The 17,866-nt window shown below is 64.2% G+C and carries 18 protein-coding genes; 10 read left to right on the plus strand and 8 right to left on the minus strand.

Going from position 1 to position 17,866, the window contains the following annotated elements:
* Positions 1 to 60 precede the first annotated feature (60 nt).
* The 5 genes from AC1RRT_RS04620 (at position 61) to AC1RRT_RS04640 (ending at position 5,248) form a co-directional block, all read left to right on the plus strand.
* Positions 61 to 1,425 carry an acyclic terpene utilization AtuA family protein gene (locus AC1RRT_RS04620; protein WP_493012596.1) on the plus strand — a complete coding sequence of 455 codons (1,365 nt, stop codon included), beginning with the start codon at positions 61 to 63 and terminating at the stop codon, positions 1,423 to 1,425.
* Entirely contained in the window at positions 1,422 to 1,793 is a 372-nt protein-coding gene (locus AC1RRT_RS04625) for an AtuA-related protein (protein WP_493012598.1), read from the plus strand. The genes AC1RRT_RS04620 and AC1RRT_RS04625 overlap by 4 nt, the downstream gene beginning before the upstream one ends.
* A gap of 21 nt (positions 1,794 to 1,814) precedes the next feature.
* Positions 1,815 to 2,774 carry a Bug family tripartite tricarboxylate transporter substrate binding protein gene (locus AC1RRT_RS04630; protein ID WP_493012599.1) on the plus strand — a complete coding sequence of 320 codons (960 nt, stop codon included), beginning with the start codon at positions 1,815 to 1,817 and terminating at the stop codon, positions 2,772 to 2,774.
* Positions 2,775 to 2,936: 162 nt separating this feature from the next.
* Positions 2,937 to 3,938, plus strand: coding sequence for an NAD-dependent epimerase/dehydratase family protein (locus AC1RRT_RS04635; protein WP_493012601.1), 1,002 nt, complete (start codon positions 2,937 to 2,939; stop codon positions 3,936 to 3,938).
* Between the two features lie 2 nt (positions 3,939 to 3,940).
* Positions 3,941 to 5,248: a flavin-containing monooxygenase gene (locus AC1RRT_RS04640; RefSeq protein WP_493012603.1), complete on the plus strand. Its 1,308-nt coding sequence runs from the start codon at positions 3,941 to 3,943 to the stop codon at positions 5,246 to 5,248.
* Here the strand turns inward: AC1RRT_RS04640 and AC1RRT_RS04645 are convergent.
* The 7 genes from AC1RRT_RS04645 to AC1RRT_RS04675 form a co-directional block, all read right to left on the minus strand.
* Positions 5,245 to 5,754, minus strand: a complete 510-nt coding sequence (locus tag AC1RRT_RS04645; RefSeq protein WP_493012605.1) for a hypothetical protein — start codon at positions 5,752 to 5,754, stop codon at positions 5,245 to 5,247. The genes AC1RRT_RS04640 and AC1RRT_RS04645 overlap by 4 nt on opposite strands.
* Positions 5,755 to 5,768: 14 nt before the next feature.
* Positions 5,769 to 6,707, minus strand: a complete 939-nt coding sequence (locus AC1RRT_RS04650) for an aldo/keto reductase (protein ID WP_493012607.1) — start codon at positions 6,705 to 6,707, stop codon at positions 5,769 to 5,771.
* 120 nt (positions 6,708 to 6,827) lie between these two features.
* On the minus strand, positions 6,828 to 7,343 hold the full coding sequence (locus AC1RRT_RS04655; RefSeq protein WP_493012609.1) for a hypothetical protein: 516 nt from the start codon (positions 7,341 to 7,343) through the stop codon (positions 6,828 to 6,830).
* A gap of 8 nt (positions 7,344 to 7,351) precedes the next feature.
* Positions 7,352 to 8,692, minus strand: coding sequence for a flavin monoamine oxidase family protein (locus AC1RRT_RS04660; protein ID WP_493012611.1), 1,341 nt, complete (start codon positions 8,690 to 8,692; stop codon positions 7,352 to 7,354).
* A gap of 128 nt (positions 8,693 to 8,820) precedes the next feature.
* Positions 8,821 to 9,420 carry a LysE family translocator gene (locus AC1RRT_RS04665; RefSeq protein WP_493012613.1) on the minus strand — a complete coding sequence of 200 codons (600 nt, stop codon included), beginning with the start codon at positions 9,418 to 9,420 and terminating at the stop codon, positions 8,821 to 8,823.
* Between the two features lie 51 nt (positions 9,421 to 9,471).
* Positions 9,472 to 10,347, minus strand: coding sequence for a prephenate dehydratase (locus AC1RRT_RS04670; RefSeq protein ID WP_493012615.1), 876 nt, complete (start codon positions 10,345 to 10,347; stop codon positions 9,472 to 9,474).
* Positions 10,348 to 10,361: 14 nt separating this feature from the next.
* Positions 10,362 to 11,132, minus strand: coding sequence for a 3-deoxy-manno-octulosonate cytidylyltransferase (locus tag AC1RRT_RS04675; protein ID WP_493012617.1), 771 nt, complete (start codon positions 11,130 to 11,132; stop codon positions 10,362 to 10,364).
* A 202-nt stretch (positions 11,133 to 11,334) separates the two neighbouring features.
* On the opposite strand from AC1RRT_RS04675, the gene AC1RRT_RS04680 reads away from it, so the two are divergent.
* From AC1RRT_RS04680 to AC1RRT_RS04700, 5 genes are read left to right on the plus strand one after another with little or no spacing between them, the layout of a single operon-like run.
* Positions 11,335 to 11,877 (plus strand): c-type cytochrome, encoded by a 543-nt coding sequence (locus AC1RRT_RS04680; RefSeq protein ID WP_493012619.1) that lies wholly within the window; start codon positions 11,335 to 11,337, stop codon positions 11,875 to 11,877.
* Between the two features lie 44 nt (positions 11,878 to 11,921).
* Complete coding sequence (hisN, locus tag AC1RRT_RS04685) at positions 11,922 to 12,722, plus strand: histidinol-phosphatase (protein ID WP_493012620.1); 801 nt, start codon at positions 11,922 to 11,924, stop codon at positions 12,720 to 12,722.
* Between the two features lie 19 nt (positions 12,723 to 12,741).
* Positions 12,742 to 14,574, plus strand: a complete 1,833-nt coding sequence (locus tag AC1RRT_RS04690) for an extracellular solute-binding protein (protein WP_493012621.1) — start codon at positions 12,742 to 12,744, stop codon at positions 14,572 to 14,574.
* A gap of 15 nt (positions 14,575 to 14,589) precedes the next feature.
* Entirely contained in the window at positions 14,590 to 15,195 is a 606-nt protein-coding gene (locus AC1RRT_RS04695; RefSeq protein WP_493012622.1) for a GNAT family N-acetyltransferase, read from the plus strand.
* Positions 15,192 to 17,021, plus strand: a complete 1,830-nt coding sequence (locus AC1RRT_RS04700) for an extracellular solute-binding protein (protein ID WP_493012623.1) — start codon at positions 15,192 to 15,194, stop codon at positions 17,019 to 17,021. Before AC1RRT_RS04695 ends, AC1RRT_RS04700 begins: the two co-directional genes overlap by 4 nt.
* A gap of 9 nt (positions 17,022 to 17,030) precedes the next feature.
* Here the strand turns inward: AC1RRT_RS04700 and AC1RRT_RS04705 are convergent, their stop codons facing one another.
* The gene (locus AC1RRT_RS04705; RefSeq protein WP_493012624.1) at positions 17,031 to 17,831 is read right to left on the minus strand and encodes a phytanoyl-CoA dioxygenase family protein; all 801 of its coding nucleotides are present in this window, start codon (positions 17,829 to 17,831) and stop codon (positions 17,031 to 17,033) included.
* Between the last annotated feature and the right edge of the window lie 35 nt (positions 17,832 to 17,866).

The following is a 17,866-nucleotide window of genomic DNA, read 5'->3' on the forward strand; positions in this document are numbered from 1 at the left end:
ATATATTGGACGTTATACATCGCAGGGCGGAGACTGGCCACAGAGGAAACGGGCCAGAGAATGTCCAGCAAGACAGTCCATATCGGTGGCGGAGCCGGCTTTGCCGGCGACCGGGCTGGCGCCGCCGTCGCGGTGGTCGAGGCGCTGATCAAAAGCCGCGCACCCTCTTTCCTGATTTTCGAGACCTTGGCCGAGCGCACGCTGGCGCTGGCGCAACTGGCGCGCCTGAAGGACCCGGCCAATGGCGGCTACAGCCCGGCGCTGGAGCCGCTGCTGGCGCCAGTGCTGGCGCAATGCCTCAAGCACAACATCCGCATCGTCAGCAATTTCGGCGCCGCCAATCCGCAAGCCGCCGCGAAACGCATCGCCGCCATGGCCGCAGAGGCCGGCTATCCGCAGGCGAAGATCGCCCTGGTGCAAGGCGATGACCTTTCAGCACGCATGAGCCCGCAGGAGCTGGCGCAACGCGAGAGCGACGGCAACCTGCTGGCCGGACGCGACAGGATCGTCGCCGCCAATGCCTATCTGGGCGCGCGCGCCATCGCCGATGCGCTGGATCGTGGCGCGCAGATCGTGGTGACCGGCCGCGTCGCCGATCCCTCGCTGGTGCTCGGCCCGCTGGTGCATGCCTTCGGTTGGGACTGGCAGGATTGGGACCGCCTTGCCGCCGGCACGCTGGTGGGCCATTTGCTGGAATGCGGCCCACAGGTCAGCGGCGGCTATTTTGCCGATCCCGGCTTCAAGGACGCATCCGACTTCATCGACATCGGCTATCCCATCGCCGAAGTCAGTTCTGACGGCACCGCTGTCATCACCAAGCCCGCGCATACCGGCGGCGTGGTCGACCTGCGCACCGTGAAGGAACAGATGCTGTATGAGATCCATGATCCGGCCGCCTATCTGACACCGGACGTGATCCTCGACCTGACCGATGTCGAGGTCGAACAGCAGGGCGAGGATCGCGTGGCTATCCGTGGTGCACGCGGCCATGCCCGGCCCGAGACCCTGAAGGCCACCGTATGTTTCGAGAATGGCTGGTTCGGCGAGGCTGAGATTTCCTATGCCGGGCCGAATGCCACAGCGCGCGCACGGCTGGCGGTCGAGATCATCCGTGCTCGCATGGCGAAGGCGCAGCCCGGACTGGTCATCCGCGCCGACATCATCGGACTGGTCTCCAGCTTCGGCGACAGCGCCGGCGCCGATCTGGCCGCGAGCACCGACGGCAGCGATGATCTGCGTGTGCGGTTCGCCGCGCGCCATGCCGACCCGGCCGCCGTGAAGCACCTGCTGGATGAGGTCGAGGCGCTGTATGTGGCCGGCCCGGCCGGCGGCGGCGGCGTGCGGCGGCATCTGGTGCCGCAGCTGGCGAGCGCCAGCTGTTTGATTGAGCGCAGCCTGCTGCAGGAACAGGCGGTGCTGCTGTGACCGCCATTATCCCTTCGTCCGTGCCGCTGCATCTGCTGGCCCACGCCCGTTCGGGCGACAAGGGCAACCGGCTGAATATCGCGCTGATCTGCTATCGCCCGGATTTCTTCGAGACGGTGGCCGCGCAGGCGACGCCCGATCGCGTGGCCGCGCTGTTCGCCAGCCGCAATCCCAGCCACGTCCAGCGTTTCGACCTGCCAAAGCTTTGGGCCTTCAACTTCGTGCTCGACCGCGCCCTGGACGGCGGCGTCAACGCCAGCCTCGGCCTGGATGGCCATGGCAAGACGCTGTCCTTCCGTCTGCTTACCCTCGACATCACCCTGCCGGCAGCCCTGCTGCCGCTGATCGCACAATCCCGAACCGCTTAAAAGAAACCACGGAGGAAAACCATGCGTATCCTGACATCCCTCGCCATCCTGCTGGCGCTTGCACCCGCCGCAGCTTTCCCCCAGAGCGACTATCCCAACCGGCCGATCAAGTTCATCGTGCCGTTCGCCGCCGGCAGCGCCACCGACACGGTGGCCCGCGTGGTCGGCGACCGCATCACCCGCGACCTGAAGCAGTCGGTGGTGGTGGAAAACCTCGCGGGCGGCAACGGCGTGATCGCGGCGCAGAAGGTGGCGACCGCCGCGCCGGACGGCTACACCCTGCTGATCTCGACCAACACCACACATGCCGCCAACCAGAGCATGCTGAAAAAGCTGCCTTATGATGCCGTGAAGGATTTCGAGACCGTGAGCATGCTTGGCACCATTCCGATGGCGCTGGTGGTCAGCCCGTCAGTGCCGGTAAACACGGTGCCGGAACTGATCGCCTATGCGAAGGCCAATCCGGGCAAGCTCAGCTTCGGCGCCGGCTCCAGCTCGGCACGCATCAGCGTCGAGATGTTCAAGACCATGACCGGGACCGACATCGTGCATGTGCCCTACAAAAGCAATCCGCAGGCGGTGACCGATCTGCTGGGCGGCCAGGTGCATCTGATGATCGCCGACGTGTCCACCACCCTGCCGCAGGCAAATGCCGGCAAGGTGAAGGCACTGGGCGTGTCGACCAAGGGCCCCTCGCCGGTCGCGCCGGGCCTGTCCACCATCGCCAGCCAGGGCGTACCGGGCTATGAAATCACGGCCTGGTTCGCCGCCTGGCTGCCCGCCAAGACGCCGGCGCCGATTGCCGACAAGCTGCAGGCCGCGATGGCGACCGCCATCAAGGACAAGGAAATCCAGGACAAGCTGATGGCCGCCGGCATCGAGCCGAAATCCAGCAGCCGCAAGGAACTGGCCGATTTCGTGGTCAGCGAAACCGACAAATGGGCCAAGGTTGTGAAGGCCGCCGGCATCGAAGCCGAATAACCAAACAGACCGAATAGTCGGTATCCTGCGGGCGGGTCATCATGACCCGCCCGCTTTCTTTGCTCCGACCCTCCGCCTCCGGATTTTTTGGTTGCGTCACTGATCCTGCTCCGGATTAATGATGCGCCATAAAAAAGAAACGACCAACAAACGGGAGACGTGATGCGCGTTGTCATCACCGGTGCAGCAGGCTTTATCGGCCGGGAACTGACCGCAGCATTGATCAAGACCGGCCAGCTGGCCGATTCCGCACAGGACTTTCTCCCGATCAGCGAACTGGTGCTGGTCGACCGCAGTCCCTTCGACGCCCCGGCCGGCATGATCGACGGCATCGCCCTGCGGCATGAGACCGGCGATCTGCGCGATCCTGCTTTTCGCGGCCGGGTTTTCGCCGGCGGCATCGACAGCCTGTTCCATCTGGCCGCGGCGCTCACCACCGATGCCGAGCGCGACATCGCGCAGGGCATTGAGGCCAACGTGCTGAGCCTGCTCGGCTTGCTGGACCTCTGCCGCACACAAGACTCTGCGCCGAAAATTGTCTTCGCCAGTTCCATCGCCACGTTCGGCGGCGCCCTGCCCGAGACCGTGGACGACAGCACGCCGCAGACACCGCAGACGTCCTATGGCACGCATAAAGTGATCGCCGAACAGCTGATCAACGACCACAGCCGCCATGGCGTGATCGATGGCCGTTGCCTGCGCCTGCCCATTGTCGTCATCCGTCCGCCCACCAATCACCAGGGGGGTGGACAATCGGTCTCCGACCGCGTGGCCGCCATCGCCCGCGAACCGCTGCATGGCCGCATTGTCGCCTGCCCGTTGCGCGCCGATACGCTGGTGCCGCTGGTCTCGGTGCAGGCGGTGGCGCGTGGCCTGATCCGCGTGCATGACCTGCCGGCCAGCGCATTCGGCGCCAGCCGCGCCTTCAACCTGCCCGCGCTCAGTGTCAGCGTCGCCGATATGGTCGACAGCGTCGGCCGCCACAGCGACGGACGCAAGCTGGGTCAGGTGCAGTGGAAGCACGATCCGGCGCTGCAGGCGATTGTCGACGGCTGGCCCAAGCGGTTCGACTCAAAGCTGGCGCGCAAGCACGGCATCCTGCCCGATGCCGGTTTTGACGCCATCATCGACGCCTATCTGGAATCCGCACGGGAGACGGCGTAAACATGGCCGCCCGTGATCCCATCTGCATCATCGGCGCCGGGTCGTCAGGCATCGCCGCCGCCAAGGCGCTGAAGGACAAGGGCCTGGATTTCGAATGTTTCGAGAAGGGCTCGGATATCGGCGGCAACTGGCGTTACAACAACGACAACGGCGTCTCAGCCGCCTATCGCAGTCTGCATATCGACACTAGCCGCAAGAACCTGCAATACCCCGATTTCCCAACGCCCGACGACCTGCCGGATTTCCCCTCGCACTGGCAGGTGATGAAATACCTCGACGATTACGCCGAGCGTTTCGGCATCCGGCCGCATATCCGCTTCCGCACCAGCGTAACATCGGTGACGCCGGCCGGTGACGGCGCCTGGGATGTGACGCTCGACAGCGGCGAAACCAAGCGCTTTGCCGCCGTGATCGTCGCCAACGGCCATCTGTGGGATACGCGCCTGCCGGATTTCCCCGGGCAGTTCGATGGCATGGCGATCCACTCGCATGCCTATAAGACGGCCGAGCCTTTCGACGACAAACGTGTGCTGGTGGTCGGCATCGGCAACTCCGCCGTCGATATCGCGGTCGATCTCTGCCGCCGCGCCCGCAGCGTGACGCTGTCGACGCGACGCGGCGCCTGGATCATGCCCAAATACATCATGGGCATTCCGACCGACCGCTGGGGCGCTTTCTTCTCGCGCAAGCTTAAGCTGCCGACCGTGCTGGCCCGCATGATCGTCAACAAGCTGATGTACCTCACCGTGGGCGACCAGCGCCGCTATGGCATGCCGACGCCGAAGCATCCGATGTGGCGCGAGCACGCCACCATCAGCCAGGAACTTTTACCGTATATCGGCCATGGTTGGATCAGGGTGAAGCCGAATGTGGCCGAACTGAAGGGCGCACGCATCCGCTTCGCCGATGGCAGCGAAGACGACTTCGATGCCATCATCTATGCCACCGGCTACAAGACCAGCTTCCCCTTCCTCGATCCGGCGCTGTTCAGCGTGAAAGACAACGAGGCGCCGCAGCTATATCGCCGCATGCTGGCCGTGACGCAACCAGGGCTGTATTTCGCCGGGCTGGTGCAGCCGATCGGCGCCACCATTCCGCTGGTCGAAATCCAGTCGCGTTGGCTGGCCGGCGTGCTGGCAGGTCAGATCGCCCTGCCGCCGCGCAATGCCATGCAGGCGGAAGTGAACGAACACTGGCGCGGCGTGAAGCGGCGCTATGTCGATAGCGCACGCTATACGCTGGAAGTGGATTACCGCGACTACGCCATGCAGATGCGCGCCGACATGGAAAGCGGCAAGGCCGGCTATTAGGTTGGAGATTTCAGGCGCGCCGCAGCGTTTCGCCAGTACGTTGTGATGTGAGCGGCCACCTCGGTCGGAATGCCCGCCGCCCTTATTTGGCACGTTGTCTGCCACTCACGCGGCACACGCTCCGCACGATCAATATACGTGATACCCACCTCATATACGCCGCTGCGTCTCCTGGTTTCGTACTCGACCTGGACGGCCGTCACATCGCTCCATGAAAGTGTATAATTTTTGTGGCTTGAGCACCGCAGACCGTCTCCATCCAGAGTAAGGACCGGATAGGGTTCTGCGATGAAGAGGTTCCAGATCACCGCAGCGACCGAGAAAACTGCAACAAGCCTGCCACCATTGACGATCAGGCCTCCTTTGAAAGGCCCGTGCTTGGCAATGACCTGATGTCCTTTGCCCCAAACGACTGCGCCGATGACCAGCACTACGAGGAAAATCGCAGTCGTGGAAAAACCATAGTCGTCGGTAAAAACAAACGGCTCAGGAGGTAATGGCAGCATGACGCGGAGTCGTGTCAGCCTTCCAGCAGCTTGGTGATCTCGGCCAGATCGTCAGCCGACAGCACCGTCTCACCCGCCTTCACATTCTGCTCCAGCTGTTCGGGCTTGGTGGCGCCAGCGATCACGCTGGACACCTGCGGCTTGGCCAGCAGCCAGGCAAAAGCCAGCTCGGTCATGCCGATGCCGCGCTTGTCGCACCAGCCGCGCAGGCGCTCCACGGTAGCCAGATTGGCCGGCGTCATGTAGCGGTCGGCCAGGCGCTGGGTGTTGGCCAGGCGCGAGCCTTCGGCGGCGGCGCCAGCCTTGTGCTTGCCGGTGAGCAACCCGCTGGCGAGCGGGAAGAATGGCAGGAACCCCAGCCCAAAGCGTTCGCAGGCCGGCAGCTGCTCGGCTTCGGCCTTGCGGAAGACCAGACTGAGTTCATCCTGGGCCGAAACGAAGCGATGGGTGCCGAGCTGCTTCGCGGTCCAGTCGGCATCGGCGAGCTGCCAGCTGGCGAAATTGGAATTGCCGATATAGCGCACCTTGCCCTGGCGGATCAGGTCATCCAGTGCGCGCAGCGTCTCGTCGATGGGCGTGCGCGGATCAGGCTGGTGCTGCTGGTAGAGATCGATGTAATCGGTCTGCAGGCGGGTCAGGCTGTCTTCCACCGCCTTCATGATGTAGCGGCGCGAAGCGCCGACCTTCTTGCCCTCGTCATCCATCGGCATGGCGAACTTGGTGGCCAGCACGATGTCCTTGCGGCGGGCGCCGAGGATCTTGCCCATCTGGGTCTCGGAGCCGCCCTTGTTACCGTAGATATCAGCGGTATCGAACAGCGTGATGCCCAGGTCGAGCGCCTTGTGGATCACCTTGCGCGAGGCTTCGAGGTCAAGGCGCATCTCGAAATTGTTGCAGCCGAGGCCGACTTCGGAAACCAGAAGGCCGGAGGTACCGAGATTGCGGAATTTCACGGGCGGGACTTTCTGCTGACGGGGAGAGTTTCTGAGTGGGAAAGGATTGCGTGCAGTATCGGGCCGCGCACCACGGACAGGCAAGCCGAACCAAATTGGTCCGGGGTTTTTACAATAGAGTCACGGCTGCCTTCCCTGCCGGTAATGCAGCCAGTAGGCATGCACCCGAGCGACATCATCGACCGAAACGCCCATACTGCTCAGACGGCACTGAACCCGGCGCTCAACCCCAGCACTGCCGGCTGCCGTTCCGCCATTTCTCAGCACCGCATTGATGACATATCCGTTCAGAGTGTTGCGCCGGCCACTCCGCGTCGTATCGAGCGTCAGATGTTCAATATCGGACCATCGGATGCTCTGGCCTGCTCCGGCACAGTAGAAATACTGCGGCGTGGCCACGGCCAGCACTGTCGGCTGGCCATTACGGTATACCCACACCGACAGTGCAAAACAGCCGAGCATCGCCGCGGTCATGCTCGCGATCAGGATGTTGAATTTGCGGGCCCCCATGCGTTCGATCATGGCACGCCGGTTCGCCAGGAATATTCCCAGCAGGATGATGCAAAGGCCGGTGGCGATATACGCGCCGCCATTCACATCCTGATAGATGGTGAAGCCCTGATAATTCTCGATCATCGGACCCGTCAGCCGAACAACCGGAGCGCTTCCGCGGCCGCCTGCCGGCCCGAGAGCCAGGCGCCGGTGGCCGTGCCGATCCAGTCGACCGGCGCAAAAGCCTCGCCAGCGAACAGCACCCTCGACCGGCCGGTGGCGCTGGTGAGCGCGCGGCCGGCATTGCGACGTGCGGTGGCGAAGCCCGGCCGCACGGTGGCGATGGCGCCGCGACTGAAATCATCGCGCCCCCAGGCAGAGGCCGCGCCCTTGAGGAAACGGCGATCCAGCGCCTCGCCGAACATGGCTTTCAGCTGCAGGCGCGCCGCGCTGATCATTGCCGCCTCGCCCTGCGCCTCCAGTTCGCGGGCATAGTCGCCGCCTACGGTGGCGACCGCCAGCGGCAGACCCTGTGCATTGATGCGGAAGCTCATGCCGCGCGTGCCGCTGATGCGCGGCAGCGCCTGGGTATTGGCCGGCGCCTCGAAGCTACCGGGTTCGTAATGCAGCGCGATGCGGTCGATCAGCCCCATGCCGGTGCGGCCGAGCGCGTCGCGCTGCGGTTGCGGCAGCCCAGGCTGGAAGACGATGCCCTCGCGCGCCAGCAGGCCGAGCGGCACGGTGACGATGCAGGCCTCGGCGCGCAGCTCGCCATCGGCTGTGGCGACAGTGACATGGTCGCCACCCCAGTCGATCCGCACCACCGGCCGGCCGGTGAAAACCGGCAGGCCCTGGCCATACTGCTGCACCCAGGCGCCGAAGCTGCCATTCAGCCAGGCGTCGTTGCCGGTGCCCGACAGCCGTGGCGCATCCAGCGCCGAGACGGCACCATATTCGATGCCGACATGCAAAGGCCCGGCCAGCGCGCGCGCCGTATCGGCCCATTTTCCATCAAGCTTGACGCGGCTCGCCAGCGTGACGTCGCTGCGCAACGTGCGCGCATCCAGCAGCGCGTCATCCAGCTTGTCATAGACGAAGCCGAGGGCGTCATAGTCATGGCCGTCGGCATCCTTGTTGCCGTCAAACAGCCAGAAGTCGCCGTCATCGGCCTGCAGGCGCGCATCGTTGCGCCGCATCTCGGCGACCAGCGGATTGATATCGGCAGAGCGCAGCATGGATGCACCGAGATCGGCCTGGATGCCGGCGCCCAGCATCTCGGCACGGATGCGGCCACCGATGCGCTCACGCGCCTCCAGCACCACGGCGCTGCGATTGCGCTCCTTCAGCAGCCGCGCGGCGCTCAGGCCGGCGAGGCCGGCGCCGACGATCACCACATCGGCCTCCGTCGGCATGACAGCAGCACGCGCAACGGCCGGCAGCAGCAGGGCCGCGCCAGCCGTCATAAGCGCCTGTCGTCGCGTCAGCGTCGTCATGGCCACATTATGCAGCGAAGCGCGGCAGTCCGGATGAAATTTTAGGGGCCGCCCTACACAAAAATGTCAGCCCGCGCGGGCGATGCGGTTGCATGACCTCGGGCTTTCGCAAGCGGGATGGTGTGACATCAGCGCAGGATCATGGTCACCGAGGCGGCCAGCGCCAGACCCATAGCGATGTTGAAGATACGTTGCCGCCGCGCATCGCGCAGCAGGCGCTGGGCCGCCACGCCGAAGAGCAGCCAGACCAGGCCGCTGGGCAGCGCCGCTGCCACGAAGACCAGCGCGAAGCCGAGCGAGCGCAGCATGGCATCGCCCGCCTCTGCCGGCAGATAGGTGGCAACCGCACCCAGGCTGACCATCCAGGCTTTCGGATTGATCCATTGCAGTGCCGCCGCGCCGAAGAACCCCACCGGTCGCGGCGCTGCCGCATCGTCGCGCGAGGGCGGCGCGCTGGCGATCTTCCAGGCGAGCCAGAGCAGGAAGGCCGCGCCGGCGATGCGCGCCGCCAGCAGAACCTGCGGATGCGCCAGCAGGATGCTGCCCAGACCGTAGGCCGCGATAAACATCATCGACCCCATGCCGGCCGAGACGCCGGTCAGACAGGGCAGCCCGCGCCAGAAGCCGGCCTGCGCACCGGCCGCGACCAGCAACACGTTGCTGGGGCCGGGCGTGATCGCGGCGATCAGGGAAAACAGGAAAAAGGCAGCGGATTGCTCAAGGCTCATGCCGCCATGAGGACACCGAATCCCAGCCCGGTCTGGAAGGTTTGTGCAGCTTCAGTCCTGGGACCGGAAGGGATGCGCGGTGAAGACGCCGATCACCTTGAGGAAGGAGCTGAAATATTCGAGCTCCTGCAAGGCCAGATCGACGCTCCTCTGCGCCGGATGGCCTTCGATCTCGGCATAGAATTCCGCCACCTTGAAGCCGTCGGACAAGTAGCTTTCCAGCTTCACCACGTTGACGCCGTTGGTGGCGAACCCACCCAGCGCCTTGTAGAGCGCGGCCGGCACGCTGCGCACGCGGAACATGATCGCGGTCAGGCTGTTGGCCGCCTTCGGGGCGGGATCGCGGCGCTGGCGCTCCAGCTTGATGAAGCGCGTGGTGTTGGTCGCGTTGTCCTCGATATCGGGACGCAGCACCTGCAGGCCATAGAGTTCGCCGGCAATCGTCGAGGCGATGGCAGCTTCCTCGACACTGTTGCGTTCCGACACATCCTTGGCCGAACCGGCGGTGTCACTGGCGACCACGGCCTCGAGGCCGAGCTCCTTGATCACCTTGCGGCACTGTGACAGGCCCTGCACATGGCTGTAGACGCGCTTCACGGTCTTGAGCGACGCGGCCTTGGGCGCCAGCAGCTGGTGCCGTACGCGCAGGAAATGCTCGGCCGTGATGTAGAGGTTGCCCTCGGGCAGCAGCTGGTGGATATCGGCCACGCGGCCGGCGGTGGAATTCTCGATCGGGATCAGGCCACAGGCCGCCCGGCCCTCGCGCACGGCGGCGAAAGCATCCTCGAAGCTGGGGCACGGCAGCGGCACCAGATCGGGCAGCGCCTCGCGGCAGGCCAGATGCGAATAGGCGCCCGGCGCACCCTGAAAAGCCACGACCTTGGCAGGATCGGTGGCGTCCGTGGCAATGGTGGCGACAGGCGACATGGCGGGCTCGGTTTCTATGATGATTTGGGCTGCATCACCGCGCGGATGCGCGCGAGATCGGCGGGAGTATCGACACCGAGCGGAAGCGTGTCAACGACAGCCGCCGCAATGGCCATGCCGTTTTCCAGCGCACGCAGCTGCTCCAGCTTCTCGCGCAGTTCCAGCGGCGACGGCTTCAGCGTGACGAAGCGTTCGAGCGCCGCGCGGCGATAGGCGTAGATGCCGATATGATGCCACAGCGGCCCCTCACCCGACGGCACCGGGCGACGGCTGAAATACAGCGCACGGCCGACGGCCTGGCCGGGTGCGAGGCTGAGCACCGCCTTCACCACATTGGGATCGTCGACCTCATGCGCGTCGGTGATCGGTGTGGCGAGCGTGGCGATGTCGATGGCGGCGTCGTTCAGGGGCGTGAGCGCGGCGGCCACCACCTTCGGGTCGATGGCCGGCAGGTCGCCCTGGAAATTCACCACCGCATCGTGCCGCCCCTCGGGGTCGAGCCGGCGCAGGGCCTCGAAAATCCGGTCCGATCCCGACGGGTGGTTCGGGTCGGTCATCACGGCCTCGCCGCCATGGGCCTGGATGGCGTCGGCGATGGCCTGGTCGCCGCAGGCCACAGCCACCCGGCCGAAGCCAGCCTCCCGGGCCCGGTGCAGGCAATGGACGATCATCGGCAAGCCGTGGATATCGGCCAGAGGCTTGTCGGGCAGCCGGGTCGAGGCGAGTCGCGACGGGATCAGGACGATCGGGTTTTTCGGCAGGTGACTTTCTTGGGCCGCGGTCATTTCTTAAGCCTTGAAAAAGCAGCGAGATCGGACACAGGTCCGGTGCGGCACTTCGCCGCAGCCGGAGTGGGCCAAGGCCCTGAACCTGCGGATATATACGGGTTGCGGACGGGTCGGGGAAGCCGCTAATCTCCCGGCGATTTTCAGGCGGTTTCGGATACTTGGCCGGAACCGTCCTCCGTCGCCTCCAGGAGCTTCCCCGATGGATAGTTTTGAGCTTAATAAAATTGCCGGCGCCGCGCTGTTCGCCCTGCTGATCATCATGGGCGTGAACCAGGTCGGCAACATGCTGGTCCATCCCAAGAAGCTCGCCGAAGCTGCCTACAAGATCGACGTGCCGGATGCTCCGGCCGCCGGTGGCGCCGGTCCGGCTGCCGCCGAGGAAGCCGATCCGCCGGTCGCCGGCCTGCTGGCTGCCGCCAGCGCCGACAACGGCAAGAAGGCCTTCGGCAAGTGCGCCGCCTGCCACAGCGTGGAAAAGGGCGGCCCGGCCAAGGTCGGCCCGAACCTGTTCGACATCGTGCAGTCGCCCAAGGGCCATATGGCCGGCTTCGCCTATTCCGACGGCCTGAAGAAGACCGGCGGCGAATGGACCTATGACAGCCTCTACGCCTTCCTGAAGAACCCGAAGGCCTATGCCCCGGGCACCAAGATGGCCTTCGCCGGCGCCAAGAGCTCGAAGGAGCGCGCCGACCTGATCGCCTATCTGCGCTCGCTGTCCGACAGCCCGAAGCCGCTGCCGTAAGCGTTTCATATCGTATCGAACATACAAAGGGCCGGGCGGTCGCCATGACAGACATCCCGGCCCTTTTTGTTTCCCAGGCCGACGACCTCGTCGCCTTCGCCCACCATCTGGGCGACCTGGCCCGCGCCGAGATCCGGCCGCATTTCCGCAAACCGATTGACGTCGTCAGCAAGGCCGATGCCTCGCCGGTGACCATTGCCGACCGCAATGCCGAGGCCGCGATGCGCAAGGCCATCGAGGCGCGCTATCCCGATCACGGCATCTTCGGCGAGGAATTCGGCCCGGTGCGCACGGATGCCGCCTGGCAGTGGATTCTCGATCCCATCGACGGCACCAAAAGCTTCGTCAGCGGCTTGCCGATCTTCGGCACGCTGATTGCCCTCACCTACGAGAACCGCCCGGTGCTGGGCGTGATCGACCAGCCGATCATGGCCGACCGCTGGCTCGGCGCCGCTGGCCGTCCCACTGTCTATAACGGCCAGCCGGCCCGCACCAATGCCGACCGCGCCCTCAAGGACGCCGTGGTGATGACCACCTATGTCGACAGCTTCAGCGACGCCGAGCTGGCAGCGTTCACGACATTGCGAAAGGCCTGCCGCATCAATCGCATGTCCGGCGACTGCATTGCCTATGCTATGCTGGCGTCCGGATTTGCCGATCTGGCACTGGATGGCCGGATGCAGCCCTATGATTACGCGGCACTGGGCCCGGTGGTCGCCGGCGCCGGCGGCGTCATCACTGACTGGGAAGGCAAGCCGCTGGAGATGCGCGGCAAGTCGCGCGTCCTGGCCTCGGCCAATCCGGCCCTGCATGACACTGCCATGCAGTACCTGTCTGGAGTCTGACCTTATTGGGAGTGACCTGATGCGACGCCTGCTGCTGCCCACCTTGGTTCTCGGTCTTACGCTCAGCACACCCGTCCTTCTCCACGCCCAGACCGCCACCGGCACGGTCAGCCATGCGCTGACCCTGGGGGATGCGCCCAAATACCCCGCCGGTTTCAAGCAGCTGGATTACGTCAATCCGAACGCACCCAAGGGCGGTGAGCTGAAGCTGTCCACGCCCGGTGGCTTCGACAGCTTCAATCCCTTCATCCCGAAAGGTGACGAAGCGCCCGGCCTTGGCGTGATCTACGAAACCCTGATGTCGCAAACGCCGGACGACGACCTGTCGGAATACGGCCTGATCGCCGAAAATGTCGAGGTGCCGGACGACCTGAGCTGGATCGTCTTCAACCTGCGCGCCGAGGCCAAGTGGGCCAACGGCAAACCGATCACCGCCGAGGATGTGGTCTGGAGCTTCGAGCAGATCAAGGCCAACGGCGAGCCGATGTACCAGTATTACTACGGCAATGTGCAGAAGGCCGAGGCGCTGGCGCCGCGCAAGGTGAAGTTCCACTTCACCGGACCCAAGAATCGCGAACTGCCGCAGATCATGGGCCAGCTGCCCGTGCTGCAGAAGGCCGATTGGGAAAAGCGCGGCTTCGACAAGGTGACACTGGAGAAGTGGGAAGGCTCGGGCCCCTATCGCATCGAAAGCTTCGAGGCGAACCGCACCATCGTGTATGCACGCCGCAACGATTGGTGGGGCAAGGACCTGCCGATCAACAAGGGGCGCTATAATTTCGATCGCATCCGCTACGACGTCTATCGCGACCAGACCGTGGCGCGCGAAGCCTTCAAGTCGGGCCAGTATGATTTCCGCAGCGAGAACAGCGCCCGCGAGTGGGCGATCTTCTACGACTTCCCGGCCGTCACGCAGGGGCTGGTGAAAAAGGAAGAGGTGAAACACGAACGCCCGGGCGGTATCGGCGGCTTCGTCTTCAACGTCCGTCGCGAAAAATTCCAGGATATCCGCGTGCGCCAGGCGCTGGGACTGGCCTGGGACTTCGAGTGGTACAACAAGAACATGGCCTATGGCGCCTATTATCGCCCGAACAGCTATTTCGAAAACTCAGACTTCGCCGCCCGCGGCGAGCCCTCGGCGGAAGAGCTGAAGCTGCTGGAGCCGCTGCGCGACAAGCTGCCCAAGGAAGTCTTCGGCCCGGCCTGGAAAGCGCCGGTCTCGGATGGCAGCGGCCAGGATCGCAAGAACCTGCGCGAGGCGACGCAACTGCTGAAAGCCGCCGGCTGGGAAATCAAGAATGGCAAGCTGGTCAACCAGAAGGGCGAGCCACTGGTTGTCGAGCTGCTGTTGCAGGACGCCACCTATGAACGCATGGGCGCACCCTGGGCGCAGAGCCTGCAGCGACTGGGCATCACGCTAAACATGCGCACCGTCGACAGCGCGCAGTATGTCAACCGCATCCGCAGCTTCGACTATGACGTCGTCTATTCCGGCTGGGGTCAGTCGAATTCGCCGGGCAACGAGCAGCGCAGCTTCTATTCCTCTGCTGCTGCCGACAATCCGGGCGGGCGCAACATCGCCGGCATCAAGAATCCGGCCATCGACGCGCTGATCGAGGCCGTGATCGCCGCACCATCGCGCGCTGCCCTGATCCCGACGACGCGTGCGCTGGATCGCGCGCTGACCTGGAACAACTACATTGTGCCGACGCTGGGCTACAGCTCCAGCCGCATCGCCTATTGGGACAAGTTCGGAAAGACCGCGACCTACCCCAAGAACGGCGTCGACTTCATGGCTTGGTGGATCGATCCCGCCAAGGCGGCCAAGCTCAACACCAGCAAGCCCCAGTAAGCAAAGCGCCCCATCATGACCTGGCTTAAACCCGTTACTCTTCAAGACAGCGCCGTTTCCCTGGTGCCGCTGAGCCACGACCATCATGACGACCTGGTGGAGGCCGTGAAGGACGGCGAACTATGGACGCTGTGGTACACGCTGATCCCGACGCCGGACAAGATGACGGCCGAGATCGACCGCCGGCTGGGACTGCAGGAGAAGGGCTCGATGCTGCCCTTCACCGTGATCGACAAGGCAAGCCGCAAGGCTGTCGGCATGACCACCTACATGAATGTCGACGCCGCCAACCGTCGCGTCGAGATCGGCTCCACCTGGTATCGCAAGGCCGTGCAGCGCACCGCACTCAACACGCGCTGCAAGCTGATGCTGCTGCAGTATGCCTTTGAGCCACTGGACTGCATTGCCGTCGAATTCCGCACGCATTTCTTCAATCATCAGAGCCGCGAGGCGATTGCCCGGCTGGGGGCCAAACAGGACGGCATCCTGCGCAGCCACCAGATCGGCGTGAACGGCACCCTGCGCGACACCGTCGTGTTCAGCATCCTGCCGGCCGAGTGGCCGGTGGTGAAAACCCATCTGCGGAACCGCCTCAACCTGGCCGAGGGCCAGGCGGCGTGAAGGCGGCGGCGCCCTTTTTCCTGCTGGCGCTGCTGCTCAGTGGTGCCGTCGCTGCCCAGGAGAAAGCCACGCCGCGCCACGGCCTGTCCGCCTTCGGCGACCTCAAATACCCTGCCGGCTTCAAGCACTACGACTACGTCAATCCCAATGCGCCCAAGGGCGGCGAATTGCGCAGCTGGCAGCTCAATGGCTTCGACAGCCTGCACCCCCTCGTCCTCAAAGGCGTAATGGCGCAGAATCTGGGCCTGACCTTCCAGAGCCTGATGACCCGCGCCGTCGATGAGCCGGATGCGGTCTATGGCGACCTGGCCGAAAGCGCCGAGCTGGCGCCCAACCGCAGCTGGGCCGCGTTCAATATCCATCCGCAGGCGCGTTGGCATGACGGCAAGGCGGTGACTGCCGAGGATGTCGTCTTCACGGTGGAAACCACCCGGGATGAAGGCCATCCGCTGTATCAGCTGACGCTTCGCGATGTGGAGAGCGTGACGGCCGAAGGGCCACGCCGCGTGATCTTCCGTTTCAAGGAAACTGAAAGCCGCCGCGACCTGCCGCTGATCGTGGCGCAACTGCCAATCCTGCCCAAGGCCTGGTTCAAGGATCGTGCCTTCGCCGCGCCGACCATGGAACCGATCACCGGATCCGGCCCCTATCGCATCAGCCGCGTGGATGCCGGCCGCACCCTGGTGTTTGAACGCGTCAAGGACTGGTGGGCGAAAGACCTGGGGGTGCATCGCGGCCGCTACAATTTCGACTGGATCCGCGAGGACTATTACCGCGACCGCGACATTGCGGTGGAGGCCTTTTTCGCGGGCGAGTACGACTTCCGCGAAGAGGTGATCGCGCGGGTGTGGGCCACCGGCTATCAGGGTAAGCCGGCCTTCGACCAGGGCCGCATCAAGCGCGAGGTGCTGAAGGATGAAACGCCGTCCGGTGTACAGGCCTGGTTCCTCAACACCCGCAAGCCGCATCTGGCCGATCCGCGCGTGCGGCAGGCGATCAACCTCGCCTATGATTATGAATGGGCGAACAAGACACTGTTCTACGGCCTGTACAAACGCACCCGCTCGATGTTCGAGAATTCGGATCTGGCCGCCACCGGCCTGCCGTCGGAGGCCGAGCTCAAGCTGCTGGAGCCTTTCCGCGGCCGCGTGCCGGCAGAAGTCTTCACGACCGAATACCAACCGCCGGTCAGCGACGGTTCGGGCCGTAACCGCGCCAACCTGAAGCGGGCACAGGAGCTGCTGAAAGAGGCCGGCTGGCGGGTGGTGGATGGCAAGCTGGTGGATGCCAAGGGCAAGCCCTTCGAGCTGGAATTCCTGATGTATGAGCCGAGCTTCCAGCGCTTCATCAATCCTTTTGCGCGCAACCTCGAGCTCATTGGCATTAGCGTCAGCCTGCGCATGGTGGATAATTCCACCTTCGAGAACCGCATGCGCGCCTTCGATTACGACATCATGTCGCGCCGCTTCGCCCAGCCGCTCACCCCCGGCGTCGAGCAGCGGAACTACTGGGCCCGCCGCGCCGCCACCACGATCGGCAGCTTCAACTTCTCCGGGGTCCAGGACCCGGTGGTCGACGATCTGGTCGAGCATATCGTTGCCGCCCGCAATCGTGACGAGATGCGTGCCGCCACCCGGGCGCTCGACCGCGTGCTGATGTGGAACTGGTATGTCATCCCGCACTGGTACAGCGGCACGGTGAAGCTGGGTTATTGGGACCGCTTCGCCCGCCCGGCAGTCAAACCGGCCTATGATGTCGGCCTGATCGAGACCTGGTGGATCGATCAAGCCAAAGACAAGACATTGAACTTGGCGCGGCAGCGCTAAGCGCGCCGATTACCAGTTCGGCAAGCCCTCATACGGCGAGAATTCATGCGACCCGGCATCGGTAAAGCGCCCGACAACCGAGTATTTCATCCGGGTCTGCCGGGTCGGATCCGAAGAGCGATGCAGCAGATCGCAGGAGAACAGCAGGACATCGCCCGGCTCGATCTCGACCAGCTCCACCGGGAATTTGGCGACATAGTCTTCTGGCACCTTGTTCTGCGTTGCGCCCGACTTCACGCCACCCGCTTCACGCGCGACGGCCTCGGCGATGCTTTCGGTAACGCGCCCCCCGACATGGGAACCAACACCAACTTCAATGCTGCCGTTCTCCCATGACGAAGGGAAAACAAGGGGCGCCCAGTATTGAATTTCCCGAGCCTTGCTGCGCGTGTATCCACTTTCCTGGTGCCAATCCAGGCGATACGGCGCCGGGCCGGGAGGATCGATGCGAACACGGTTGCTGGCAATGAACAGCTGACCTTCGGGCGCACCCAGTATCGAAGCCGAGATGCCAAGCAGCGGCTGACTCATGAAAATCGCCGTAGCGGCCGCCGTATCATAAAAGGTCTCATAGACCCGATACAGAATGCGGTGCTCCAGCTTTTCCACGGCTAGAACATAGTTCTCAAAGAAATCGCGCAGGTCAGTCGGCGGCTCAGGCAGCAGATGGGATTTGCCGGCATATCTCACCTGGCCAATGATCGTGCCACGTAACGCCAATAGGAGATTATGCTGCAACTGCTCGGAAAAAGCCTTGCGAAGCACCACATAACCATTGCGATCAAAATCGCCCAACATCTGGCGATCCACCGTTATATCCTTAAACAGCACCTGCCGACCCTCAG

It is taken from the genome of Ferrovibrio sp. GW821-FHT12B10, assembly GCF_058807515.1.